Source organism: Streptomyces sp. SCA2-17, assembly GCF_044336695.1.
Map to the genome: position 1 here is coordinate 1,199,086 of NZ_CP117521.1, position 24,968 is coordinate 1,224,053.

Consider the following 24,968-nt stretch of genomic DNA (forward strand, 5'->3'; position numbering starts at 1 on the left):
CGTGGCCGATCACCGCCGCGGCGGAAGAGCTGCCGAGAACGGCCTGCCCGAATCCTCCCGCCGCGACGGCGAGCAACCCCCACCGGACGCCATCGGCGGTGCCGAACCCACCCAAGGCCGTCAGGCACCCGCCGGACAGCAGCATCGTGGCCGATCACCACCGCGGCGGAAGAGCTGCCGCGGCGGAACGAGCTACCAGGCACGGCCTGCCCGAATCCTCCCGCCGCGACGGCGAGCAGCCCCCACCGGACGCCATCGGCGGTGCCGAACCCACCCAAGGCCGTCAGGCACCCGCCGGACAGCAGCATCGTGGCCGATCACCGCCGCGGCGGAGGGATTTCCCGCCGCCACGGCGCACACCCCCACCGGAGGTGCCCGGCGGTGCCGGGCCCGCCTCAAAGGCGCCCGGGGCCGGCCGGATTCCCGGGAGCCCCACCGGAGGTGCCCCCGCGTCAGCGGATTACCCGCCCCCGGAGGATCACGCGGCTCGGCGTGCCCAGGACGCGGACGTCCGCGCGGGGGTCCGTCGCGTAGACGACGATGTCGGCCGGGGCGCCCTCTTCCAGGCCCGGGCGGCCGAGCCAGGCGCGGGCCGCCCACGTCGTGGCGGCGAGGGCGTCGACCGGCGGGAGGCCGGCCTTGACGAGTTCGGCGACCTCCTGGCCGACGAGGCCGTGGGCGAGCGAGCCCCCCGCGTCCGTCCCGACGAAGACGGGGATCCCCGCGTCGTACGCCGCCCGCACCGTGTCGTAGCGCCGCGCGTGCAGGCGCCGCATGTGGTCCGCCCAGCGCGGGAACTTCGCCTCGCCGCCCTCCGCGAGCCGCGGGAACGTCGCGATGTTGACCAGCGTCGGCACGATGGCGACCCCCCGCTCCGCGAACAGCGGAATCGTGTCCTCGGTGAGCCCCGTCGCGTGCTCGATGCAGTCGATCCCCGCCTCCACCAGCGGCGCCAGCGACTCCTCCGCGAAGCAGTGCGCCGTCACCCGCGCCCCGAGCCGGTGCGCCTCGGCGATCGCCGCCTCCACCTCGCCCCGCGGCCAGCAGGCGGACAGGTCACCGGTCTCGCGGTCGATCCAGTCGCCGACGAGCTTGACCCAGCCGTCGCCCCGCCGCGCCTCCCGCGCCACGTACGCGACGAGGTCGTCCGGTTCGATCTCGTGCGCGTAGTTGCGGATGTACCGCCGCGTGCGCGCGATGTGCCGCCCGGCGCGGATGATCCGCGGCAGGTCCTCGCGGTCGTCGATCCAGCGCGTGTCGGAGGGCGAGCCGGCGTCCCGCAGGAGCAGGGCCCCCGCGTCCCGGTCGGTCAGCGCCTGCTTCTCGCTCGTGGACTCGTCGACCGGCCCGTGGGCGTCGAGCCCCACATGGCAGTGCGCGTCCACGAGGCCGGGCAGCGCCCAGCCCTCGATAGTGGTGACGTCCCGCGCCCCCACCGGCCGTTCGAAGGTGATCCGGCCGTCGACGACCCACAACTCGTCACGCACCCCGCCGTCCGGGTCCGCGCCGACGAGCACCCGCCCCTTGATGTGCAGCACACCGCTGTCGCTCATGAACCGCACTGTACGAGCCCGCTCCTCCCACTCGCCAAGGGGCCGCCGGCCCCGGGATACCGGCCGGCCCCGCCCGCACCCCGGGCAATTCCCCGGGACCCGCCTTTCTTATTCACACAGACAACTCCCCGCGCATTCTCCTGCCCGCTTTCCCGCACCCTAAACACAGCTTTTTCCTTACGTTTCCGCAAGGGAATTCATCCGCCCCGCAATCCCTTGTGACACACTCCACATCGCGCCCCTTTCGCCCGGTTATTTCCGGGCAAAGCACCCCGTATCACTCTCGCCTCGCCCGCCCACGCGCCTTCGCGCGATAACACAACCACCCGCCGCCGGGTAACCCGCACCCCCGATGCGATTTCCGATCCGCATCGGTAAATTCCCTCCGCATGACCGCCGCACAAGCAGACCTTGCACGTGCCCGCCCCGCCTCCTCCCGGGAATTCCCGGGAATTCCGGAGGACCTCACGCTCGACGTCCCGCGCGTCGACGACGGAGCCGCGATCTGGCGCATCGCCCGCGACTCCGGAACCCTGGACCTCAACTCCTCGTACAGCTACCTGCTGTGGTGCCGCGACTTCGCCGCCACCTCCGCCGTGGCCCGCCGCCCCGGCGACGGGGAGCCCGCGGGCTTCATCACGGGCTACATCCGCCCCGCCCGCCCCCGCACCCTCGTGGTCTGGCAGGTGGCCGTGGACCGCCCCCACCGCGGCCGCGGCCTGGCCGCCGGGCTGCTGGACGGCCTCGTCGCCCGGGTGGCCCGCGAGACGGGCGGGCTCGACGGGATCGAGACCACCATCACGCCGGGCAACACCGCCTCCAACCGCCTCTTCGCCTCCTTCGCCGAGCGGCACGGCGCCACCGTCGACCGCGAAGTCCTCTTCCACGGCGGCCTGTTCCCCGAGGACGGCCACGACCCGGAAGTGCTGCACCGCATCGGCCCCCTCGGGCCCCTCGCGCGCTGAACGCGCTCACCGACGGCATCACACGCCCCGAACGCATCGAACAGGAGCAGCCCATGACCATCACCCCGCCCGCCCTCAGCGTCTTCGAAGCCCTCGAGTCCGAGGTCCGCAGCTACTGCCGCAGCTGGCCCGCGGTCTTCGACCGGGCCCAGGGCAGCCGGATGTACGACGAGGACGGCCACACCTACCTCGACTTCTTCGCCGGTGCCGGAGCGCTCAACTACGGGCACAACAACCCGGTCCTCAAACGCGCGCTGATCGACTACATCGAACGCGACGGCGTCACCCACGGCCTGGACATGGGGACCACCGCCAAGCGCGCCTTCCTGGAAGCCTTCCAGAACGTCGTGCTGCGCCCGCGCGACCTGCCGTACAAGGTGATGTTCCCCGGCCCGACGGGCACCAACGCCGTCGAGGCCGCGCTCAAGCTGGCCCGTAAGGTGAAGGGCCGCGAGGCGATCGTGTCCTTCACCAACGCCTTCCACGGCATGTCGCTCGGCTCGCTCGCCGTCACCGGCAACGCCTTCAAGCGGGCCGGCGCGGGCATCCCCCTCGTGCACGGCACGCCCATGCCGTTCGACCACTACCTCGACGACACGGTGCCGGACTTCCTGTGGTTCGAGCGGCTCCTCGCCGACCAGGGCTCGGGCCTGAACACCCCGGCCGCCGTCATCGTCGAGACGGTGCAGGGCGAGGGCGGCATCAACGTCGCCCGCCCGGAGTGGCTGCGCGGGCTCGCCGCGCTGTGCGAGCGGCACGACATGCTGCTGATCGTCGACGACATCCAGATGGGCTGCGGCCGCACCGGCTCCTTCTTCTCCTTCGAGGAGGCGGGCATCACCCCGGACATCGTGACGCTGTCCAAGTCCATCGGCGGCTACGGCATGCCGATGTCGCTCACCCTCTTCCGCCCCGAGCTCGACGTGTGGGAGCCCGGCGAGCACAACGGCACCTTCCGCGGCAACAACCCGTCGTTCGTGACCGCCGCGGCGGCGCTCGACGCCTACTGGACCGACGGGCAGATGGAGAAGCAGACCCTCGCCCGCGGCGAGCAGGCCGAGGAGGCCCTGCGCGCCATCTGCGCCGAGCACCCGGAGCTCGGCGCGCGGTACCGGGGCCGCGGGCTCGTGTGGGGGCTGGAGTTCGCCGACAAGGCGCGGGCCTCGGCGATCTCCCGGCGGGCCTTCGAGCTCGGCCTGCTCGTGGAGACGTCCGGTCCGGAGGGCGAGGTCGTCAAGCTGCTGCCGGCGCTGACGATTTCGCCCGAGGAGCTGGACGAGGGGCTGAGGATCCTGGCCCGCGCGGTCCGCGAAACGGCCTGAGAACGGCCTGAGAACGGCCTGAGAAACGGCCTGAGAAACGGCCTGAACAGGAAGCACGGAGAACAAACAGAAAGGCAATCACCATGATCGTCCGCTCCCTCAAGGACATCGAAGGCACCGACCGGCACGTCAAGGCCCGCAGCGGTACGTGGGAGAGCAAGCGGATCGTCCTCGCCAAGGAGCGGGTCGGCTTCTCCCTGCACGAGACCGTCCTCTACGCCGGGACCGAGACGTCCATGTGGTACGCCAACCACATCGAGGCCGTGCTGTGCGTGGAGGGCGAGGCCGAGCTCACCGACGACGAGACCGGCGAGAAGCACTGGATCTCGCCCGGCACCATGTACCTGCTCGACGGCCACGAGCGGCACACCCTGCGGGTGAAGACCGACTTCCGCTGCGTGTGCGTCTTCAACCCGCCGGTCACCGGGCGGGAGGACCACGACGAGAACGGCGTCTACCCGCTGCTGACCGAGGAGGGCTGAACCATGGCCGCGGTCACCGACCTCTACCCCACGCGCGGCACGCGCGAGGCCGCCGTACCGCGGCGGGACCCGGTGGTGTGGCCCTCCGCCTCCGGGGCCCCGGCCCCCGGGCCGGTCGACGCGGCCGGCCTCGCGGGCTACGAACGCGACGGCTTCCTCACCGTGGACGAACTGATCACCCCGGACGAAGTGGCCGCCCTGCGCGCCGAGCTCGACCGGCTGATCAGTGACCCGGCGGTGCGGGCCGACGAGAGAGCGGTCGTCGAGCCCCACTCGCAGGACGTGCGGTCGGTGTTCGAGGTCCACCGGATCAGCGAGGTGTTCGCCGGGCTGGTGCGCGATCCGCGGATCGTGGGCCGGGCGCGGCAGATCCTCGGCTCCGACGTCTACGTCCACCAGTCGCGGGTCAACGTCAAACCGGGCTTCGGGGCCGCCGGGTTCTACTGGCACTCGGACTTCGAGACGTGGCACGCGGAGGACGGGCTGCCGCGGATGCGGACGGTGTCGGTGTCGATCGCGCTGACGGAGAACCTCCCCACCAACGGCAGCCTGATGATCATGCCGGGGTCGCACCGGACGTTCCTGGGCTGCGCGGGGGTGACACCGCGGGACAACTACAAGCGGTCCCTGCGGATGCAGGAGGCGGGCACGCCGTCGGACACGGCCCTCGCCGGGCTCGCGGAGCAGCACGGCATACGTCTCTTCACCGGCCCGGCCGGTTCGGCGACGTGGTTCGACTGCAACTGCATGCACGGTTCGGGCGACAACATCACGCCGTTCGCGCGGAGCAATGTGTTCATCGTCTTCAACAGCGTGGAGAACACGGCGGAAGCCCCCTTCGCGGCTCCTGTGCCCCGCCCGGAGTTCATCGGAGCGCGCGACTTCACCCCGGTGTCCTAGCGGCCGGCCGCATCGCCGGGCACCCCCACCGGAGGTGCCCGGCGATGCCGGGCCGGCCTCAGGACAAGGCGGCCAGCACCGCGTCCACATCGGACGTGTCGTTGTAGACGTGGAAGGCCACGCGCAGGCGGCCCGCGCGGACGCTCGCCCGTACGCCCGCCGCCGAGAGGCGCTCCGTGGCGGGGCCCGGGCCGGGGACGGAGACGATGGCGGAGCCGTCCGCCGGCACCGGCCGGTGGCCCAGCCGGACGAGGCCCTCGCGGAAGCGGTCCGCGAGGGCCCGGTCGTGCGCCGCGATCCGCTCCGGGCCGAGCTCCTCGATGATCCGCAGCCCTGCCTGCGCCCCGACGTAGGTGAGGACGGCGGGGTTGTGGTCGTAGCGCCGCGCCGAGGAGGCGAGCTCGGTCACCGGCCCGTACGTGCTCTCCCAGGGGTCTTTCCCGGCCACCCAGCCGGCGAAGACGGGGCTGAGGCCGCCCAGGTCCTCCGGCACGGTGAGGAAGGCCGTGCCGCGCGGCCCCATGAGCCACTTGTAGCCGACGCACACGGTGAAGTCGTACGCGCCGGCGTCCGTCGGCAGCCACCCCGCGGACTGGCTGATGTCCACGAGCGTCCGGGCCCCGTACGCGCGGGCGGCCTCCCCGATCGCCCGCAGGTCGGCGAGGCGCCCGTCCGCGGACTGCACGGCGCTGACCGCCACGAGCGCCGTCCCGGGCCGGATCTCCGCGGCGAGCTTCTCCAAGGGGACGGTCCGGACGTGCAGGTCCCCCCGGACGTGGAACGGATTGACCAGGGAGCTGAAGTCGCCCTCGGCGCACAGCACTTCCGCGCCGTCCGGCAGCGACTGGGCGATGAGCCCGCAGAAGACCGCGGCGGATCCCCCCGTAGCCACACGCCGCGCGGGCACGCCCACCAGCCGGGCGAAGGCGCCGCGGACGGCGTTCACCACCTCGAAGTGGTCCTCGCTGCCGGCCCGGCCCCGGGCGAACGCGGTCGCGGCTTCGTGCATGGCGGCGACGGCCGACGCGGGGACCAGGCCGGTGGCGGCAGTGTTCACGTAGACGGTCTCGGGCGCGAACTCCTCGGGCGCAAGGCTCCCGATGCCCGCGCCCCCACTCCTGATCACGCTGCTCATGTCATCCATTCGTCCACTATGCGCGGCAGTGATCCCGCCGTCCACGGACCAGGGGTGGAGGCAGGGTGGAGACGCCGCTCCACCCTGCGGTGGAGGCGGTCCGCCGCTCAGGCCGATGCCCGGCCGCGTGCACGCCGGGACCCTGGTCTCATGACCCGCACGACGACGCTCCTCCGGGACGACCACGCCACCAAACGCCGCGCCCTCCGCGCCGCGGCCATCACCGCATGCCTGCCCTATCTCGGCCTCAAGGCCGCCTGGCTGTCGGGGAGTCACCTCGGCATTCCGGAGGGCAGCGTCCTGCTGGATGCCGACGCGGGGCTGGCCGTGGTGAACGCCGTGACCGTATTGACGGACGCCGCCGTCGTTGTTCTCGCCCTGCTGCTGACGCGCCCGTGGGGCAGGCGCGTCCCCGCGTGGCTGCTGCTCCTGCCGATGTGGGGCGCGGTGGGGCTGCTGACGCCCATCATGTACGGGTTTCCGGTGCAGTTTCTGGTGCGGGCGCTGGGCGGGAGCAACCCCCCGGCCGGCGCTCAAGGCGGCAGTGGGGAGCGGCCGTTCCTGGACGCGTGGGTGTTCGGGGTGGTCTACACGGGCTTCATCGTTCAAGGGCTGGCCCTGGGCGCCCTGTTCGTGCTGTACGCACGCGACCGCTGGGGGCACCTGTGGCAGGGCGGCGTCGGTGACCTGGCGGGTACCGCCCCGGGCCGCGGACAGCGTGCCGCGCTGACCGCGGCGGCGGTGCTGGCCGTCGTGCCCGGCGCGGTGCACCTGCTGTGGGCGTGCGGCCGGCCGGCGGGCCTGTCGCCGCGGATCGCCCGGGGGTACGGCGCCGACTCCGCGGTCGTGGAGTCGGGCTACGTGCTCTACGCCGCCGCGACGGTCGCGGGCATCGCCCTGCTGCTCTCCGGGGCGAACAGGGGCGGCCGTCTCCCCCTGCGCGTGCCGCTGCTCCTCGCGGGCGTGGGCTCGGCCGCCTCGGCCGCGTGGGGCGGCTGGCAGTTGCTCGCGATGCTGACGCCGCTGGCCGGTGACGGCCGGGGGCCGACGGCGGCGATGGCGGTCACCTACGCTGTGCAGGTGATCACCGGCCTGCTGGTCCTCGGCGCGGGCGCGCGCTTCTTCGCCGTGCGCTCGGCGGCGGCGCGTACGCCTGCGGCGGTCCCGCTCCGCGTTCCGGCCCCGGTTCCGCGGCGCACCGAGGCGGAGGCCTTCACCCTGTGACGGTTCTTCTCCGGCGCGGTGCCCGCGCGCTGCTGGGCCGCCGCGCCCGCCTCCGGTGGGTGCACCTCCTGCTCGGGGGCGCGCTGCTGATGCCGTACTACCTGCTGGCGAGCACCTTGCTGTCGGTCTTCATCAGCAGTACGAACGTCCTGTTTCCGGACACTCCGGGGCGGCAGTTCGGCGTCTTCGCGCTGGCGCTGGTGCCCGCGGCCGTGACGGCGCTGGTGCCGCTGGTGCGGTCCCTGGAGTCCGTGGCGGCCCGGGCCCTGTGCGGGCTGCCCGAGGAGGCGCTGGCGACGGGCCCGGCCGAGTCGTGGGCCGCGCGCGGGCGGGCCGCCTTGTGGTACACCCTGCATCTGCTGGCCGGTGGCGTCGTGAGCGGCATGTCGCTGGCCATGCCCCCGTTCGCGCTGCTGCTGATCGCCCTGCCGGTCACCGGCGCGCCCGGCGGCGCGGACTCCCCCTACGGGCTGGGCGATCTGTCGCTGCCGGGGCGGTTGCTGATGCCGTTCGCCGGGCTGGCGTTGCTCGCCCTGCTCGCCGCGCTGTCCGCGGGCGTGGGGGCGCTGCTCGCGCGCTGCGCGCCCGTCCTGCTCGGGCCGACGGCCGCGGACCGGCTCGCCGCCGCCGAGCAGCACGCCATGCGGCTGGCCCTGCGCAACCGGCTGGCGCGCGAGTTGCACGATTCGGTGGGGCACGCCCTCAGCGCGGTGACGCTCCAGGCGAGCGCCGCGCGCAAGGTCCTGGACACCGACCCGGAGTTCGCCCGGCAGGCGCTCGCCGCGATCGAGGAGACCACGCGCGAGGCGGTCGGCGAGCTGGACACCGTCCTGGGGCTGCTGCGCGAGGACGGCGCCGCTTCCGCCGCGCCCGCCCCGACCCTCGACGGTCTGGCCGGGCTGCTGGAGCGCGCCCGGGCGGCGGGCGGCGCGGTCGAGCTCACCGCGCCGCCGGGCCTGGAGCGCGTACCCCCGGTCGTCTCCCGCGAGGCGTACCGGATCGTGCAGGAGGGGCTCACCAACGCCCTGCGGCACGCCGGGCGGGTGCCCGTCCTGCTGCGGATCACTGTGGACGACGAGGCCGTGGAGGTCACTGTGGAAAATCCGGTCACTCCTGGCAAGGGCCACGCACACCGCGTGCACCGCCGCACCGGCGGCGGCCGCGGTCTGACGGGCATAGCCGAGCGCGCCCGGCTGCTGCGCGGCAGCAGCAGTGCGGGCGAGCGGGACGGCGTGTGGCGGCTCGCCGTCCGCCTGCCGCTGGGCGGGGGTGCGGGGCGATGACGGCGGCAACGCCCCTGCGGATCGTTCTCGCCGACGACGAGCGCATGGTACGGACGGCTCTGCGCGCCATCCTCGGCGCGGAGGAGGACCTGGAGGTCGTCGGCGAGGCCTCGACCGGCGCGGAGGCCGTCTCCGTCGTCCGCGAGCTGCGGCCGGACGTCGTGCTGATGGACGTACGGATGCCCGGCGTCGACGGGATCCGCGCCACGGAGCAGTTGCTGGGCGGCGGGATGGAGAAGCCGCCGCGGGTCGTCGTCGTGACCACGTTCGAGAACGACAGTTACGTGTACGACGCGCTGCGCGCCGGGGCGAGCGGGTTCCTCCTCAAGCGGTCGGACGCGGACGAACTCGTCCAGGCCGTCCGGCTGGTGGCCCGCAGCGACTCGCTCCTCTTCCCCGCCGCGGTGCGCGCCCTCGCCGCGGAGCACGCGGAGGCGCGCCGGGCGCGGGCGGCCGCGGGGCGGCTGCGCGCGCAGCTGTCGGAGCGGGAGGCGGAGGTGCTGCGGCTGATGGCCCGGGGCCTGTCGAACGCGGAGATCGCCGCGGAGCTCTTCCTCGGCGCGGCGACGGTGAAGACCCACGTCGCGGGCGCCCTCTCCAAACTGGGCGTCCGCAACCGCACGCAGGCGGTCATAGCGGCCTACGAATGCGGCTTCGTCTCCCCCCGCTGACCCCGGGGCACGCCTAAGGGCGTGCGCCGCGCACGCCCTCCGCCGCGGCGGGAGCAAGGACCGGCACCTCCGCGTTTATTTTGTGACCATCGTCCCGTCCCCCCTTCAGGAGGCCCCGCGCATGCCCTCACCCCGCACCGTCCTCCTCACCGGCGCGGCCGGCCGCATCGGCACCCACCTGCGCACCCTGCTCCCCGCCCACGGCCACCGGCTGCGCCTCCTGGACGTCCGGCCGGTGCCCGGCGAGCCCGAGGCGACCACCGCGGACCTCGCCGACCCGGGCGCCGGCGGCGAGGCGCTGCGCAAGGCCCTCGACGGCGTGGACGCGGTCGTCCACCTGGCGGGCATCCCCCTGGAGGCGCCGTTCGCGGACATCCTGCGCGCCAACATCGAGGGCACCTACCGTCTTTACGAGGCCGTGCGGGAGGCGGGCGTACGGCGCGTGGTGCTGGCCTCCAGCAACCACGCCGTCGGCTTCACGCCCCTGCCGCCCGCCGAGGACGGCCGTCCGCTGCCCGTGGAGACGCCGCACCGCCCCGACACCCTCTACGGCCTCTCCAAGTGCTTCGGCGAGGACCTCGCTTCCCTCTACCGGGACCGGTACGGCATCGAGACCGTCTCCCTGCGCATCGGCGCGTGCTTCCCGGAGCCGACGTCCGTGCGCATGCTGTCGGTCTGGCTGAGCCCCGCCGACTGCGCACGGCTCGTGCACGCCGCGCTCACGGCCGAGGGCGTCGGCCACACCGTCGCCTACGGCAGCTCCGCCAACACCCGGGCGTGGTGGGACCTGTCCTCGGCCCGCGCGCTCGGCTACGAGCCCGAGGACGACTCGGAGCCGTACGCGGCCGCCCTCCTCGCCGACGAGGAGCAGCAGTCCCCGCGGGAGGGCCACGACCTCGGCCGCACGTTCGTCGGCGGCGAGTTCTGCGGCGCCGAGCCGCCCTGCTGGCACCCCTCCTGACCTGCGGCGACGGCAAAGAACGGCCGACTCCGTAAAGAAAGCGCACTGAGCCCGCATCAGGTGTTCGGTAATGGAACCGCAAAGAGCGGCCACTCGTTACCCGGGGCATGACCGCTATGACACCCGGCTCGAACATCCCTCTCTCCGTCGCCCGCGTGACGGTGGACGTCGCCGCCCCGGTGCGGCTCGACGTATCGGGCCTGCTGCTCACCGCCGACGGCAAGGTGCGCTCCGACGACGACTTCGTCTTCTACAACCAGCCCTCCGGGCCGGGGGTGACCCACCGCGCCGCGTCCGGCGGCACGCCCGACGCCATCACGGTGGACACCGCCGCCGTCCCGGCCGGCATCGACAAGATCGTGGTGACCGCGAGCCCGGACGCCCAGGGCCAGACGTTCGCGGGCATCGAGCCCACCGCCACCGTGCGCAGCGCGGACGACGGCTCCGTCCTGGCCACGTTCACGCCGCCCCGGCTGGGCTCCGAGACCGCGCTCGTCGTCGTGGAGGTCTACCGGCGGGCCGGCGCCTGGAAGGTGCGTGCGGTCGGCCAGGGGTACGCGAACGGCCTGGCGGGGATCGCCGGCGACTTCGGCGTGAGCGTGGAGGAGCCCGCGGCCCCCGCCCCGGCGCCCACCGCCCCGGCCCCCGTGCAGCCGCCCGTCGCCGCCCCGCCGATGCCCGCGGCCGCGCCGCCCGTGCCCGCGGCGCCCCCGGCGCCGCCCGCCCCGGCCCCCGGCAGCGGGAAGGTCAACCTGGACAAGGGCCGGGTGAGCCTCCAGAAGAACCAGACGGTGTCCCTGGTCAAGGGCGGCCGGCCGCTGACGGAGTCGGTGAAGATGGGCCTGGGCTGGGAGCCCGCATGGGGCGGCCGGGCCATCGACCTGGACGCCTCCGTCATCGCCTACGGCCCCGACCGCAACATGATCGACGCCTGCTACTTCGGCAAGCTCCAGATCCTCAACGGCGCCGTCCAGCACTCCGGCGACAACCTCACCGGCGAGGGCTCCGGCGACGACGAGACGATCACGGTCCACATGGGCGGTCTGCCGCCGGAGGTGACCGGCCTGGTCTTCACCGTCAGCTCCTTCAACGGTCAGAAGTTCAGCGAGGTCGCCAAGGCCTACTGCCGCCTCCTCGACGCCCGCACCGGCGAGGAGCTGGTGCGCTTCGACCTCACGGGCTCCGAGCCCAAGACGGGCGTGCTCATGGCGAAGTTCGTCCGGCAGTACTCGGGCGAGTGGGAGATGACCGCCCTCGGCGAGTTCGTGAAGTCCCGCACCGTCCGCGACCTCGTCAAGCCGGCGGCGCAGGCGCTGTGAGCACCGGGGCTCCCGCCGCCGGCAGGCCCGCGAGCCGGGCCAGCCGGCGGTAGGAGTCCAGCAGGGCCTCCCGGTCGTACGAGGAGGTGGTGACCAGCACCTCGTCGGCGCCGCTGCGCTCCAGCAGCGCGCCGAGCGCGGCGGCCACCTCGTCCTCCGTGCCGTGGAGGTGCCCGCGCAGCCCCTCCTCGTACAGGCGGCGCTCGCGCTCGGTCATCGCCCGCACCTCGGTCTCCTCCGCGGGCTCCAGGGGCGGGAAGACGCCGTGCGTACGGGAATGGGCCAGCGCCCACGCCTCGGGGACGAGCAGCCGGCGGGCCTCCTCGCGGGTGCCGGCGACGGCCACGTTGCCCGCCACCACGACGTACGGGCGCTGCCACCACGACGACGGCCGGAACGCGCGCCGGTAGCGTCCGACGGCGGCGAGCATCCGCTCCTCGCCGCTCAGGCCGCCGATCACCAGGGCCGCGCCCGCGGCGGCCGCCACGTCCGCGCCCGCCTCGTTGGCCAGGACGAACGCGGGGATGCGCAGGCCCTCGGCCGGGCGGGCGTGCACCTCGGGGTGCGGCCGCGGGCCGTCCGTGAACCAGCCCTCCAGCTCGGCGAGCTGCCCGCCGAAGTCCCCCATGGCCTCCTTCTCCGTGCCCAGGGCCCGGCGGATGCCGTCCGTGAAGCCGACGGAGCGGCCCAGCCCCATGTCGATGCGGCCCGGGAAGAGGGACTCCAGCACCCCGAACTGCTCGGCCACCACCAGGGTGCGGTGGTTGGGCAGCATCACGCCGCCCGTGCCCACCCTGATCCGCGAGGTCGCGGCGGCGACCGCCGCGGCGAGCACGGTCGGGGCCGAGCCCGCCACGCCGGGCACGCCGTGGTGCTCCGAGACCCAGAAGCGGTGGTAGCCGAGCGCCTCGGCCTGCTGCGCGAACCGTACGGTGTCGCGCAGTGCCTCGGCCTGCGGGCGGCCCCGGCGGGTGCGGGAGCGGTCGAGTACGGAGAGCCGGATCGTCACCTCTTCTTCAACAAGGGCGACCGGTCATGATTCCCGGCGCTGGTCACTTGCCCTGGCGGCGCCAGGGGCCGGTGATCGCCAGCATGATGCCGGGCTCCTGGATGTTGGCGAAGAGGGTCCTGCCGTCCGGCGAGAAGGTGACGCCGGTGAACTCGCTGTACGAGGGCTTCTGCTCGGTGCCGATGTTCAGGTCGTTGCGGGCGATGGGGTACGTGCGGCCGTCGTCCAGGGCGCCGAAGAGGTGCTGCACGCCCTCGCCGTCCTCGGCGATGACCAGGCCGCCGTGCGGGGAGACCGTGATGTTGTCCGGTCCGTCGAAGGCGCCGTCCCGCTCCGGGTCCTCGTTGACGCCGAAGCGGACCTTCAGCGTGAGCGTGCGGCGGCGGGGGTCGTAGAACCACACCTGGCCGTCGTGCTGCACGGGGCTCTCCTCGCGGGCGAACGACGACACGACGTACGCGCCGCCGTCCGCCCACCACATGCCCTCCAGCTTGCGGGCCCGGGTGACCTCGCCGCCCTTGAACTGCTTGCGGACGGAGACGGACGCGGCGTCGCGGTCGGGCACGTCCGCCCAGTCGACGCCGTACACCGTGCCGGGGCGGGTGGCGCGGGAGAGGTCGTCGACGAACCGGCCGCCGGAGTCGAAGCACTTAAAGGCCTGCAGCCTGCCCGCGTCGGCGGCGAGGGTGCGCAGCCGGCCGCGGCCGTGCCGGAAGCCGGCCGGCGGGGTCCAGCGGTAGAGCAGGCCGTTGGGGCCGGCGGCGTCCTCGGTGAGGTAGAGGTGGCCGCGGGCCGGGTCGACGACGACGGCCTCGTGGGCGTACCGGCCGAGGGCCTTGACGGGCGCGGGGGCGCGGTTGGCGCGGCGGTCGTGCGGGTCGACCTCGAAGACGTAGCCGTGCGTCTTCGTCATGCCGTTCCGGCCGGCCTTGTCCTCGGTCTCCTCGCAGGTCAGCCAGGTGCCCCAGGGGGTGGCGCCGCCGGCGCAGTTGGTGGACGTGCCGGCGATGCCGACCCACTCCGTGACGTGCGCGCCGTCGTGCGAGACCTCGACGACGGTGCAGCCGCCGGACGCGGCGGGGTCGTAGACGAGGTCCTGCGCGAGCGGCACGGGGTACTTCCAGTCGGCCCGGGGGCCCTTGAGCTCGTGGTTGTTGACGAGCAGGGTGGTGCCGCGGGGGCCCTCGAAGGCGGCGGTGCCGTCGTGGTGGGAGGGGGTGGGCTCGCCCGACTCCAGTCGGGTGGTGCCGGCCCGGGTGATGACGCGGTACGAGAAGCCGGCCGGCAGGGCGAGGAGGCCCTGGGGATCCCGGACGAGGGGGCCGTAGCCCGGCCCGCGGGCGGGGCGGGGGCGAGCGCCGCGCTGCTCCGGCACGGTGCCGGCGAGTGCGCCGGGGGCGGTGGCGAGGACACCCACGCTGCCGGTGAGCGCCACCCCGGCGCCGGCGACGGCGGATCGCTTCGCGAAGTCTCTTCGGCTGAGGGTCATCTGCACTCCCGGGTCCGCTGGCTACGCGCCTACGGTCCCGTTCCCCACCGAATACGGTATGAACACCACACGAACCACGCGCAACGGAACGCGAAGCGTCGCGGGGCGCGCAGCGCCCCGAACACCACTCCCGGGGCGCCCGTCACGCGCCCCACCGCGCCGGGGGCCTCCGGCGGCCCCGACGTGCCCCCCGCCGCAACGGCGAACAAGCCCCGCGGCGCCTACCGGCGGGGCCAAAACTCGCTCAAGCCGGCACGGCACCGCCGGACACCACCGCGGTGGCTGATCACCGCCGCGGCGGAAGCAGGTTTCGGCAGCGCCGACCGACCCGCCCCCGGGACGTAGCGCCGCCGCACTCTCCCGCCGCAACGGCGAACAAGCCCCACGACCCCTACCGGCGGTGCCGAAACCCGCTCAAGCCCGCACGGCACCGCCGGACACCACCGCGGTGGCTGATCACCGCCGCGGCGGAAGGAGATCCTGGCGCGCCGCGGCGAAGGAGCTCCCGGCGCCGCCGGGCCCCGCGTGTCAGCCTCGGGAGCGGGCCTTGAAGGCGGCCTTGCGGGCCTCCTTGGCCACCTTCTTGTCCGGGTGGAGGCGGCCCATCGCCTCCAGGACGTCCGCCGTCGCCGGGTGGTCCACCCGCCACGCCGCGTCGAAGAACCCGCTGTGCTGCCCGACGAGGCCCTCCACCAGCCCGCGCAGCTCGTCCGTGTCGCCGGAGGCCGCCAGCTGGGCGGCGATCGTGTCGATGGTCAGCCAGAAGACCATGTCCTCGCCCGGCTCGGGCACGTCCGCCGCGCCGTGCTCGGCGAGCCACACGCGGGCGAGGCCGCCGAGCTCGCGGTCGTCGAGGACCTCGCGCACGGCGGGCTCGGCGCCGGCGCCGAGGAGGGAGAGCGTCTGCTGGCAGGCGAGGCGGCGGGACGGCGCGTCCAGGTCGTCGCCGCGCCCGGCGGCGAGCAGCTCCGCGGCGGCGGCCTCAGGCGTACGGCGGGCGAGCCACAGCTCGGCCTCCGCGCGCGCGGCCGTCTCCGGGTGGCCGGGCAGCGCGGCCAGGAGCGCGTCCGCGCCCTTGTCGGCGAGGTCGCCGACGACGGGGGCGTCGACGCCCGCCTCCTGCATCCGGTCCCGGACGGCGAGGACGCCGAGCGGGGTGAGGGAGACCATGCCGTAGCGGCTGACGTCCTCCTCCTCGGGGCTGTCGGAGGTGACGCCGTCGACGGACTCGCGGATGTGGCCCTCGCCGTCGACCTCCTCGATGAGGGACTCGTCGACGGGCCGGTACGCGATGACGCCGGTGGGCGCGAGCAGCCGGAACTGGTCGTCCAGGCGCATCATCGCGTCGGAGACCTCTTCGAGGATGTCGTCCGTGGGCTCGTCCATGTCATCCGGCACGATCATGGACGCGGCGAGCGCCGGCAGCGGCACGGGCCGCTCGGCGTCGCTCTGCTCCAGCGCGGTGAGCAGGTAGAGGTTGCCGAGGACGCCGTCGAGGAAGTCGGCCTCGCCCTCGGGGTCCCAGTCGAGGGAGTCGAGGTCGAGGTCCTCGCCCTCGGCGATCCGGTCGGCGATGTCGCCGAGGTCGGGCGCGGCGGCGTCGGCGAGGACGCTCTCGAAGCCGGCGAGCCACAGCTCGAGGATGTCGGAGGGGCTGCCGGAGGCGAGCGTGGCGAGCTCCTCGCCGGCGACGGCGATGCCGCGGGGCTCGTCCTCGCCGGGCTCCGCCTCCTCGCCGTCCCCGGTCTCCTCGTGCTCCTCGAAGTCGACCAGCCCCGTGTCGAGCGCGTGCTGCCACGCGTCCATGGCGTACGCGTCGCCGTCCTCGTCGCCCGCGAGCCCGAGGAGCTCCGTGGCCTCCCGCAGCTGCGCCGCGAGCAGCTCGCCGCCGACCCCGACCGGAATGCCCTCCTCGCCGGCCCAGCGCGCGAGCTTCGCGGCGCGGGCGAGCAGCGGCGCGGACAGCGCGTCGCGCGCGAGCTCCGCGTCGGAGGGGAGCCGCACCGGCGGCATGGTCGGACGGTCTCCGGACATCAGGGGGGTCTCTCCTCGTCGTGACATGCGCCGCGGCACGTGCGGTGACGTGCGGCGACACGCGTGGTGACATGCGGTGTGGCATGCGGCGCCGCAGACCGGGCGCGGTACGCCCAAGCGTAGACGGGATTTCCGCCCTGCCGCCCGGTTCGCCGAACCGCCGCCGGACATATGGCTGACGGTTACCCGCGGAACCTTGACAACTTCCCTGGGCTCGCAAGACATTGACGCGCGTAGAGATCGTCAGGATCGCGTCAACGACGACTCCTCCACGTCATACCCCCCTCGCAATCCCTACCGGAGGCCACCGTGCCCACTCCCCCGTCCGCCCGCCGCGCCACCCTGCGCAGACCCGCGGCCCTCGGCTCCCTCCTCGCCACCGCGCTCGCGGCCGGGCTGCTCGCCGCCCCGGAGGCGGCGAGCGCCGAGGGCCTGCGCATCCACGACATCCAGGGCACGACCCGCCTCTCCCCGCTCGCCGGCCGGCAGGTCGCGGACGTGCCGGGCGTCGTCACCGCCGTCCGCGCCTTCGGCTCGGCCCGCGGCTTCTGGATGCAGGACACGCACCCGGACCGCAACGACGCCACGAGCGAGGGCATCTTCGTCTTCACCGGCTCCACCACCCCGGCCGTGGCCGTGGGCGACGCCGTGACCGTCTCCGGCACCGTCACCGAGTACTACCCGGGCGGCGAGGCGGCCGGCCTCCAGTCGGTCACGGAGCTCACCAAGGCCACGTGGCGCGTCGCGTCCTCCGGCAACGCCCTGCCGGCCCCCGTCCGGCTCAGCCCGTCGCAGATCCCGGACCGCTACGCGCCCGACGCGCACGGCGGCTCGATCGAGAAGCTGGCGCTGCGCCCGGGCACGTACGCCCTGGACCGCTACGAGTCGCTTGAGGGCATGCGCGTCTCCGTGCAGAACGCCCCCGTCGTCGGCGCGACCAGTCCGCACAACGAGCTGTGGGTCACCGCCGAGCCCCGCCGCAACCGCACGAGCCGCGGCGGCGCGCTCTACGGCGCGTACCGCGACCCGAACGCCGGCCGTGTCAAGGTCACCTCGCTGATCCCGTTCGCCCAGCGGCCCTTCCCCGTCGCCAACGTCGGCGACGAGCTGTCCGGCACCACCGCGGGCCCGCTGGACTACGACAACTTCGGCGGCTACACCCTCCAGGCCACCGAGCTCGGCAAGCTCACCGACCGGGGCCTGAAGCGCGAGACCACCCGCAAGCAGCGCGGCGACGAGCTGGCGGTCGCCACGTACAACGTCGAGAACCTCTCCCCCAAGACGTCGCAGGCGAAGTTCGACCGGCTGGCGTCCGCGCTGGTCACCAACCTCGCCTCGCCCGACATCGTCGCCCTGGAGGAGGTCCAGGACGACAACGGCGTCACCGACAACGGCGTGGTGGACGCGGGCCAGACGCTGAAGAAGCTCACGGACGCCATCAAGGCGGCGGGCGGCCCGGCCTACCAGTGGCGGCAGATCAACCCCGTCAACGACCAGGACGGCGGCCAGCCGGGCGGCAACATCCGTACCGCCTTCCTCTTCAACCCCGCCCGGGTGTCCTTCACCGACAAGCCCGGCGGCGACTCCACCACCGCGGTGAAGGCCGTCCGCGAGGGTGGCAAGGCCGCGCTGTCGGCCTCCCCGGGCCGGGTCGAGCCCGGGAACGCCGCGTGGGCGAACAGCCGCAAGCCGCTCGCGGGCCAGTTCACCTTCCGCGGTCAGCGGGTCTTCGTCGTCGCGAACCACTTCAACTCGAAGGGCGGCGACCAGGGCGTCGACAGCCGCTTCCAGCCGCCGGCCCGCTCCTCGGAGGTGCAGCGCACCCAGCAGGCCGAGCTCGTGAACGGGTTCGTCAAGCAGCTGCTGGCGGCCGACCGGAACGCGAACGTCATCGTCGCGGGCGACCTGAACGACTACCAGTTCTCGCCCGCGCTGAAGGCCCTCACGGCGGGCAAGGTGCTCACCGACCAGGTCGCCCGGCTGCCGCGCGCCCAGCGCTACGGCTACGTCTACCAGGGCAACTCCCAGGTGCTCGACCACATCCTGACCAGCCCTCACGTACGCCGGGTGGACTACGACATCGTCCACGTCAACGCGGAGTTCGCCGACCAGGCGAGCGACCATGACCCGCAGGTGCTGCGCTGGAAGCCGTAAGCAGTGCTTAGCGGTGACAGCGAGAACAATTAAATAGACCTGTACGGTCGAAGGGGCCGAGAATCGCGTCCATGACGATCACGACTCCCGCCAGCCCCTTCGGCCGTACCGTCTGCGCGATGGTCACCCCCTTCACCCCGGAGGGAGAGCTCGACCTCGACGGAGCGCAGGCCCTCGCCGACCGGCTCGTCGGGGAGGGCGGCTGCGACGGGCTCGTCCTCAGCGGCACCACCGGCGAATCGCCGACGACCAGCGACGCGGAGAAGAGCGCGCTCATCCGCGCCGTGGCGGAGGCCGTCGGCGACCGGGCGCGGATCACGGCGGGCGTCGGCACGGCCAGTACCCGGCACACCGCCGAGCTGGCCCGGGCCGCCGAGGCGGCGGGGGCGCACGGGGTGCTGGTGGTGACCCCGTACTACAGCCGGCCGCCGCAGGAGGACATCGCCGAGCACTTCCTGACCGTGGCCGACGCGACCGGGCTGCCGGTGATGCTCTACGACATCCCCGGCCGCACCGGCACCCGCATCGAGCCCGCCACCATGCTGCGGCTCGCGGAGCACCCGCGCATCGCCGGCGTCAAGGACTGCGCCTACGACCTGCTGGGCAGCGCGAAGGTCATCGCCGCGACGGACCTCGCCTACTACTCGGGCTGCGAGGAGCTGAACCTTCCGCTGCGCTCGGTGGGAGGCGTCGGATACATCAGCACGGTCGCGAACGTCGCGGGCGGGGCGGTGGCGTCGGTGCTCGACGCGTACGACCGCGGCGACACCGCGGAGGCGACCCGGCTGCACGCGCGGCTGCTGCCCCTGGTGGAGCTGATGATGGCGTCGGGCCTGCCGGGCACGGTGACGGCGAAGGCCCTGCTGAACGCCCTCGGCCTGCCGGCCGGTCCGGTACGGGCGCCCCTGCGCGCGGCGGCCCCGGAGCGCACGGAGGCACTGCTCCAGGCGTACAAGGCGCTCTGAGGCCCCCGCCGGCGCAGGAGCGGCCGCACCCCTCGCCCGGGGTGCGGCCGCTCCGCTGCGTCGCCGTGCTCAGCCGTGCTCGGCCCTGCTTAGTTGTGGCTGTGCAGGATCTCGTTCAGGCCGCCCCAGGAGCTCTTGTACGGGCGGGCCTCGACGGCGCCCGTGGTGGAGTTGCGGCGGAAGAGGATGTTGTCGGCGCCCGACAGGGTCAGCGCCTTGACGACCTCGCCGTCCGGCAGGGTGACGCGGGTGCCCGCGGTCACGTAGAGGCCGGCCTCGACCACGCACTCGTCGCCGAGGGCGATGCCGATGCCCGACTCGGCGCCGAGCAGGCAGCGCTCGCCGATGGAGATGATCTGCTTGCCGCCGCCGGAGAGCGTGCCCATGGTGGAGGCGCCGCCGCCGATGTCGGTGCCGTCGCCGACGACGACGCCCGCGCTGATGCGGCCCTCGACCATGGAGGTGCCCAGCGTGCCGGCGTTGAAGTTGACGAAGCCCTCGTGCATGACGGTCGTGCCCGAGCCGATGTACGCGCCGAGGCGGACCCGGTCGGCGTCGGCGATGCGGACGCCGGACGGGGCGACGTAGTCCGTCATCCGGGGGAACTTGTCGATGCTCGTCACCTGGAGGTGCAGGCCCTCGGCGCGGGCGTTCAGGCGCACCGTCTCGACCTGGTCGACGGCGACGGGGCCGAGGGACGTCCAGGCGACGTTGGCGAGCAGGCCGAAGATGCCGTCCAGGTTCTGGCCGTGCGGCTTCACCAGGCGGTGCGAGAGCAGGTGCAGGCGCAGGTAGGCGTCGTGGGCGTCGAGCGGCTTGTCGTCCAGCGAGGCGATGACCGTACGGACGGCCACGACCTCGACGCCGCGGCGCGGGTCCGGGCCGACGGCCTTGAGGGCGTTCTCGCCGAGCAGCTCGGCGGCGCGCTCGGCGGTCAGCCGCTCGGTGCCGGCCGGGCCGGCGTCCCCGGTGAGCTCCGGGGCGGGGAACCAGGTGTCGAGGACGGTCCCGTCCTGGGTGATCGTGGCGAGGCCGGCGGCGACGGCGCCGGTGGTACGGGTGGCAACAGCATCGGTCATGCTCGAAAACCTAACCGGCCGGAGCCTCTCAAGGCGAACCGGTCGCCACGGTGGGGCGCCCGCGCCCCGGCACCCGGCCCGTGCCTCCGGCCCGGAGCCGGTGGCTAGGCCACGAGCGACCGCTTGGGGCTCAGCACGCAGAACTCGTTGCCCTCGGGGTCGGCGAGGACGCGCCAGGTGACGTCCGGGCCCTGCCCCACGTCCGCCGGGCGGGCGCCGAGCGCGGTGATGCGGGCGACCTCGGCGTCGAGGTCGTCGGGGTTGAGGTCGATGTGCAGCCGGTTCTTGAGGGTCTTGCCCTCCTCCACGGGCACGAAGGTGATGCCGGGGGTCGCGGTCTCGTCAACGCCGATGACGATTTCCGCGTCATCCTCGTAGAGCACCTTCCAGTCGAGGACCCCGCACCAGAACTGCGCCTGCGCGCGCATGTCGTGTGCGTCGATGACGACGGTGTAGAGCGAAGAAGCCATGATCACAGTCTGTCCGAGCGGCTCCGAGGATTCCCCACGATGCATCAGATGTCTGCCGAATCACAGCCCCACCTGCGCACCTTCATGGGCTGGCCGCCGGCCGGACCCGTGTGGGGCCCGTACACCGGCGCCGTGCGGAGGGACGTCGCCGCCGTCGCCCGGGTGATCGCGGAGTACGAGCCGGTGGTGCTGCTCGCCGGGCCCGAGGACGCCGCGGCGGCGCGGAAGGCGTGCGGCGGGGGCGTGGAGGTCGTGGAGGTGCCCGTCGACGACCTGTGGCTGCGGGACTCCGGGCCCGTCTTCGTGACCGGCCCGGACGGCCCCGCCGGGATCGACTTCGGCTTCAACGGCTGGGGCGGCAAGCAGGCCCACCCGAGGGACGCCCTGGTGGCCCGCCGGGTGCTGGAGGCCTTCGGCGTGCCGCGCGTCGAGGCGCCGCTCGTCGCGGAGGGCGGCTCGCTGGAGACCGACGGCGAGGGCACGCTGCTGGTCACCGAGAGCTCGCTGGTGAACGACAACCGCAACCCGGGCCGGACCCGCGACGAGATCGAACGCATGCTCGTGGACCTGCTCGGCGTCAGCAAGGTGATCTGGCTGGAGGGCGTGCGCGGCGAGGACGTCACCGACTGCCACGTCGACGCCCTGGCCCGCTTCGCCGCCCCCGGCACCGTCCTGCTCAGCAGCCCGCCGCCGGGGGCGCAGCCGGACGTCTGGACGCGCGTGTACGAGCAGGCGCGCGCCACCCTGGAGGCGGCCACCGACGCCCGCGGCCGGCCCCTGGAGATCGTGGACCTCCCCGAGCCCGACCCGGCCGCCCTCGGCCGGCGCGGCGAGGACTTCCTCGGCTGCTACGCCAACTACTACGTGGCGAACGGCGCCGTGATCGTCCCCCGCTTCGGCGACCGCCGCGCCGACGAACGCGCCGCGTCCCTCCTGGCCGATCTCCACCCGGGACACGCCGTCCGCACGGTCGGGATCCACGACCTGGCCGAGGGCGGCGGCGGCATCCACTGCGCCACACAGCAGCAGCCCGCCGCCTGACCGGGGGTCAGGGGCGGGCTGCTGCCGTCGTACGGAGTACGGCTCAGACGTTGCTCGGGCGACGCCTCAGACGTTGAAGCCGAGGGCGCGGAGCTGCTCGCGGCCCTCGTCGGTGATCTTGTCGGGGCCCCACGGCGGCATCCAGACCCAGTTGATCCGGAGCTCGTTGACGATGCCCTCCGTGCAGGACTTCGCCTGGTCCTCGATGACGTCGGTCAGCGGGCAGGCCGCGGACGTCAGGGTCATGTCGAGGGTGGCGATGTTGGCGTCGTCGATGTGGATGCCGTAGATCAGGCCGAGGTTGACGACGTCGATGCCCAGCTCGGGGTCGACCACGTCGTAGAGGGCCTCGCGGACCTCCTCCTCGGTGGCCGGCTTGGTGGTCATCTCTGCGTTGTCGCTCATGCGGTCTTCCTTGCTGTGTTGTCGCGGCCTTCACCCATGGCCTGGGCGGTCGCGTCCTTCCACGCCATCCAGCTCAGCAGAGCACACTTCACGCGCGCCGGGTACTTGGAGACGCCGGCGAACGCGACCGCGTCCTCCAGCACCTCCTCCATCGCGTCGTCCGGCTCGATGCGGCCCTTGGACTGCATCAGCTCCAGGAAGGTCTCCTGGATCTTCCGCGCCTGCTCCAGCTCCTTGCCGACCAGCAGCTCGTTGAGCACGGAGGCGCTGGCCTGGCTGATGGAACAGCCCTGGCCCTCGTACGAGACGTCCTCGATGGTGTCGCCGGACATGCGCACCCGCAGCGTGATCTCGTCGCCGCAGGTGGGGTTGACGTGGTGCACCTCGGCGTCGCCGTCCCGCAAGCCCCGCCCGTGCGGGTGCTTGTAGTGGTCCAGGATGACGTCCTGGTACATCGAATCAAGCTTCACAAGTACCCCGCTCTACCCGAAGAAGTTCCGGACGTGCTCCAGACCCGCGACCAGGGCGTCGACCTCGCCGGGGGTGGAGTACAGATAGAACGACGCTCGCGTGGTCGCGGGAATTCCGTACCGGAGGCAGACGGGCCGCGCGCAGTGGTGGCCGACGCGGACGGCGATGCCCTGCTCGTCGAGGACCTGGCCCACGTCGTGCGGGTGGATGTCGCCGAGCGTGAAGGAGATCGTGGCGCCGCGGTCCTCGGCCGTGGTGGGGCCGATGATCCGCAGGTCCGGGACTTCCTGGAGGCGCGTGACCGCGTACTGCGTGATCGCGTGCTCGTGCCGGGCGATGTTCTCCATGCCGATGGCGGAGAGGTAGTCCACCGCGGCGCCGAGGCCGACGGCCTGGGCGATCGGGGGCGTACCGGCCTCGAACTTGTGCGGCGCGGGCGCGTAGGTCGAGGAGTGCATCGAGACGGTCTCGATCATCTCGCCGCCGCCGAGGAACGGCGGGAGGTCCTCCAGCAGCTCCTGGCGGCCCCACAGGACGCCGATGCCCGTCGGGCCGCACATCTTGTGGCCGGTGAAGGCCACGAAGTCGGCCTGGAGGGCCTGGACGTCCAGCACCATGTGCGGGGCGGCCTGGGAGGCGTCGATGACGACGAGCGCACCGACCTCCTGGGCGCGCCGGACGATGGTCTCGACGGGGTTGACCGTGCCCATGATGTTGGAGACCAGCACGAACGAGACGACCTTGGTCTTCTCGGTGATGATCTCGTCGATGTTGGACAGGTCGAGCCGGCCGTCGTCGGTGAGGCCGAACCACTTCAGCTTCGCGCCGGTGCGCTGCGAGAGCAGCTGCCACGGGACGATGTTGGAGTGGTGCTCCATCTCCGTGATGACGATCTCGGTGTCGTGGTCGACCCGGTAGGGCTCGTCGGCCCAGCCGAGCATGTTGGCCACGAGGTTGAGCGACTCGGAGGCGTTCTTGGTGAAGATGACCTCGTCGCGGCTGGGCGCGTTGATGAAGGCGGCGACCTTGTCGCGGGCGCCCTCGTACAGCGCCGTGGCCTCCTCGGCGATGGTGTAGACGCCGCGGTGGACGTTGGCGTTGTGCCGCTCGTAGTACGCGTTGAGCGCGTCGAGCACCTGGCGCGGCTTCTGGGAGGTGGCCGCGGAGTCCAGGTAGACGATCTTCTTACCGTCGTGGACCGTGCGGTCCAGGATGGGGAAGTCCTTGCGAATCGCCTCGGTGTCGAGGAGGCCCGGCAGTATGGTCACGCGGTGATGCCACCCTTCGTCTGGTAGGCCTCGTAGCCCTCGGCCTCGAGCTTGTCGGCGAGCTCGGCGCCGCCGGACTCGACGATGCGGCCGCCCGAGAAGACGTGGACGAAGTCGGGCTTGATGTAGCGCAGGATGCGCGTGTAGTGGGTGATCAGCAGGGTGCCGACCTCGCCGGTCTCGCGGACGCGGTTGACGCCCTCGGAGACCTGGCGCAGCGCGTCGACGTCGAGGCCGGAGTCGGTCTCGTCGAGGATCGCGATCTTCGGCTTGAGGAGCTCCAGCTGGAGGATCTCGTGGCGCTTCTTCTCACCGCCGGAGAAGCCCTCGTTGACGTTGCGCTCGGCGAAGGCGGGGTCCATGTTGAGGCGCTCCATGGCCCCCTTGACCTCCTTCACCCAGGTGCGCAGCTTGGGGGCCTCGCCGCGGATGGCGGTGGCGGAGGTGCGCAGGAAGTTGGAGACGGAGACGCCGGGCACCTCGACGGGGTACTGCATGGCGAGGAAGACGCCGGCGCGGGCGCGCTCGTCGACGGACATCTCCAGGACGTCCTCGCCGTCGAGGGTGACGGTGCCGCCGGTGATCGTGTACTTGGGGTGACCCGCCAGGGAGTACGCCAGGGTCGACTTGCCGGAGCCGTTGGGGCCCATGATGGCGTGGGTCTCGCCCTGCTTCACGGTCAGGTCGACGCCCTTGAGGATCTCGCGCGGGCCGTTCTCGGCTTCGACGGAGACGTGCAGGTCGTGGATCTCAAGCGTTGCCATGGGG

Annotated in this window: 23 protein-coding genes; 12 read left to right on the forward strand and 11 right to left on the reverse strand. The window is 73.2% G+C overall.

The window, feature by feature from the left end:
* Window positions 1–452: 452 nt before the first annotated feature.
* Window positions 453–1,553, reverse strand: coding sequence for an amidohydrolase family protein (locus PS271_RS05345; RefSeq protein ID WP_398380524.1), 1,101 nt, complete (start codon window positions 1,551–1,553; stop codon window positions 453–455).
* A 389-nt stretch (window positions 1,554–1,942) separates the two neighbouring features.
* Here PS271_RS05345 and ectA point away from each other — a divergent pair, with 389 nt between their 5' ends.
* The 4 genes from ectA (at window position 1,943) to thpD (ending at window position 5,222) form a co-directional block, all read left to right on the forward strand.
* A complete protein-coding gene (gene ectA / locus PS271_RS05350) occupies window positions 1,943–2,518 on the forward strand; it encodes a diaminobutyrate acetyltransferase (RefSeq protein WP_398380526.1) in 576 nt (191 codons plus the stop codon).
* A gap of 53 nt (window positions 2,519–2,571) precedes the next feature.
* Complete coding sequence (gene ectB, locus PS271_RS05355) at window positions 2,572–3,840, forward strand: diaminobutyrate--2-oxoglutarate transaminase (RefSeq protein ID WP_398380528.1); 1,269 nt, start codon at window positions 2,572–2,574, stop codon at window positions 3,838–3,840.
* Window positions 3,841–3,923: 83 nt separating this feature from the next.
* Window positions 3,924–4,322 (forward strand): ectoine synthase, encoded by a 399-nt coding sequence (locus tag PS271_RS05360; protein ID WP_367135830.1) that lies wholly within the window; start codon window positions 3,924–3,926, stop codon window positions 4,320–4,322.
* Between the two features lie 3 nt (window positions 4,323–4,325).
* Complete coding sequence (gene thpD / locus PS271_RS05365) at window positions 4,326–5,222, forward strand: ectoine hydroxylase (protein ID WP_398380531.1); 897 nt, start codon at window positions 4,326–4,328, stop codon at window positions 5,220–5,222.
* Between the two features lie 58 nt (window positions 5,223–5,280).
* Here thpD and PS271_RS05370 read toward each other — a convergent pair whose 3' ends face one another.
* Window positions 5,281–6,402: an aminotransferase class V-fold PLP-dependent enzyme gene (locus PS271_RS05370; protein WP_398380533.1), complete on the reverse strand. Its 1,122-nt coding sequence runs from the start codon at window positions 6,400–6,402 to the stop codon at window positions 5,281–5,283.
* 105 nt (window positions 6,403–6,507) lie between these two features.
* Here PS271_RS05370 and PS271_RS05375 point away from each other — a divergent pair, with 105 nt between their 5' ends.
* The 5 genes from PS271_RS05375 (at window position 6,508) to PS271_RS05395 (ending at window position 11,815) form a co-directional block, all read left to right on the forward strand.
* Window positions 6,508–7,581 carry a hypothetical protein gene (locus tag PS271_RS05375; protein WP_398380535.1) on the forward strand — a complete coding sequence of 358 codons (1,074 nt, stop codon included), beginning with the start codon at window positions 6,508–6,510 and terminating at the stop codon, window positions 7,579–7,581.
* Window positions 7,578–8,864, forward strand: a complete 1,287-nt coding sequence (locus PS271_RS05380) for a sensor histidine kinase (RefSeq protein WP_398380537.1) — start codon at window positions 7,578–7,580, stop codon at window positions 8,862–8,864. Before PS271_RS05375 ends, PS271_RS05380 begins: the two co-directional genes overlap by 4 nt.
* Window positions 8,861–9,535 carry a response regulator transcription factor gene (locus PS271_RS05385; RefSeq protein WP_398380539.1) on the forward strand — a complete coding sequence of 225 codons (675 nt, stop codon included), beginning with the start codon at window positions 8,861–8,863 and terminating at the stop codon, window positions 9,533–9,535. The genes PS271_RS05380 and PS271_RS05385 overlap by 4 nt, the downstream gene beginning before the upstream one ends.
* 121 nt (window positions 9,536–9,656) lie before the next feature.
* Window positions 9,657–10,496, forward strand: a complete 840-nt coding sequence (locus PS271_RS05390) for an NAD-dependent epimerase/dehydratase family protein (RefSeq protein WP_398380540.1) — start codon at window positions 9,657–9,659, stop codon at window positions 10,494–10,496.
* Between the two features lie 107 nt (window positions 10,497–10,603).
* Complete coding sequence (locus tag PS271_RS05395) at window positions 10,604–11,815, forward strand: TerD family protein (protein ID WP_398380542.1); 1,212 nt, start codon at window positions 10,604–10,606, stop codon at window positions 11,813–11,815.
* Here PS271_RS05395 and PS271_RS05400 read toward each other — a convergent pair.
* The 3 genes from PS271_RS05400 to PS271_RS05410 all read right to left on the reverse strand — a co-directional run bounded on the left by PS271_RS05400 (window position 11,790) and on the right by PS271_RS05410 (window position 16,347).
* Window positions 11,790–12,824, reverse strand: a complete 1,035-nt coding sequence (locus PS271_RS05400; protein WP_398380544.1) for an MsnO8 family LLM class oxidoreductase — start codon at window positions 12,822–12,824, stop codon at window positions 11,790–11,792. The two genes, PS271_RS05395 and PS271_RS05400, sit on opposite strands and share 26 nt — an antisense overlap.
* Window positions 12,825–12,867: 43 nt before the next feature.
* Window positions 12,868–14,313 carry an alkaline phosphatase PhoX gene (locus PS271_RS05405; RefSeq protein WP_398380546.1) on the reverse strand — a complete coding sequence of 482 codons (1,446 nt, stop codon included), beginning with the start codon at window positions 14,311–14,313 and terminating at the stop codon, window positions 12,868–12,870.
* 528 nt (window positions 14,314–14,841) lie between these two features.
* Window positions 14,842–16,347: a hypothetical protein gene (locus tag PS271_RS05410; RefSeq protein WP_398380548.1), complete on the reverse strand. Its 1,506-nt coding sequence runs from the start codon at window positions 16,345–16,347 to the stop codon at window positions 14,842–14,844.
* Between the two features lie 309 nt (window positions 16,348–16,656).
* Between PS271_RS05410 and PS271_RS05415 the strand changes: the two genes are divergently transcribed.
* The gene (locus tag PS271_RS05415; protein WP_398380550.1) at window positions 16,657–18,501 is read left to right on the forward strand and encodes a DUF8508 domain-containing protein; all 1,845 of its coding nucleotides are present in this window, start codon (window positions 16,657–16,659) and stop codon (window positions 18,499–18,501) included.
* A 71-nt stretch (window positions 18,502–18,572) separates the two neighbouring features.
* The gene (gene dapA / locus PS271_RS05420; RefSeq protein ID WP_398380552.1) at window positions 18,573–19,466 is read left to right on the forward strand and encodes a 4-hydroxy-tetrahydrodipicolinate synthase; all 894 of its coding nucleotides are present in this window, start codon (window positions 18,573–18,575) and stop codon (window positions 19,464–19,466) included.
* Window positions 19,467–19,555: 89 nt separating this feature from the next.
* Here dapA and dapD read toward each other — a convergent pair whose 3' ends face one another.
* Both dapD and PS271_RS05430 read right to left on the reverse strand, forming a co-directional pair.
* Window positions 19,556–20,545 carry a 2,3,4,5-tetrahydropyridine-2,6-dicarboxylate N-succinyltransferase gene (dapD, locus tag PS271_RS05425; protein ID WP_398380554.1) on the reverse strand — a complete coding sequence of 330 codons (990 nt, stop codon included), beginning with the start codon at window positions 20,543–20,545 and terminating at the stop codon, window positions 19,556–19,558.
* A gap of 104 nt (window positions 20,546–20,649) precedes the next feature.
* Entirely contained in the window at window positions 20,650–21,015 is a 366-nt protein-coding gene (locus tag PS271_RS05430; protein ID WP_398380557.1) for a VOC family protein, read from the reverse strand.
* Window positions 21,016–21,063: 48 nt separating this feature from the next.
* Between PS271_RS05430 and PS271_RS05435 the strand changes: the two genes are divergently transcribed.
* Complete coding sequence (locus PS271_RS05435) at window positions 21,064–22,056, forward strand: agmatine deiminase family protein (RefSeq protein WP_398380558.1); 993 nt, start codon at window positions 21,064–21,066, stop codon at window positions 22,054–22,056.
* Window positions 22,057–22,122: 66 nt separating this feature from the next.
* Here the strand turns inward: PS271_RS05435 and PS271_RS05440 are convergent, their stop codons facing one another.
* From PS271_RS05440 to sufC, 4 genes are read right to left on the reverse strand one after another with little or no spacing between them, the layout of a single operon-like run.
* Complete coding sequence (locus tag PS271_RS05440) at window positions 22,123–22,461, reverse strand: metal-sulfur cluster assembly factor (protein ID WP_235486682.1); 339 nt, start codon at window positions 22,459–22,461, stop codon at window positions 22,123–22,125.
* A complete protein-coding gene (sufU, locus tag PS271_RS05445) occupies window positions 22,458–22,931 on the reverse strand; it encodes a Fe-S cluster assembly sulfur transfer protein SufU (RefSeq protein WP_398380561.1) in 474 nt (157 codons plus the stop codon). The genes PS271_RS05440 and sufU overlap by 4 nt, the downstream gene beginning before the upstream one ends.
* A gap of 12 nt (window positions 22,932–22,943) precedes the next feature.
* Window positions 22,944–24,200 carry a cysteine desulfurase gene (locus PS271_RS05450; protein WP_398380563.1) on the reverse strand — a complete coding sequence of 419 codons (1,257 nt, stop codon included), beginning with the start codon at window positions 24,198–24,200 and terminating at the stop codon, window positions 22,944–22,946.
* Window positions 24,197–24,964, reverse strand: a complete 768-nt coding sequence (sufC, locus tag PS271_RS05455) for a Fe-S cluster assembly ATPase SufC (protein ID WP_398380565.1) — start codon at window positions 24,962–24,964, stop codon at window positions 24,197–24,199. Before sufC ends, PS271_RS05450 begins: the two co-directional genes overlap by 4 nt.
* Window positions 24,965–24,968 lie beyond the last annotated feature (4 nt).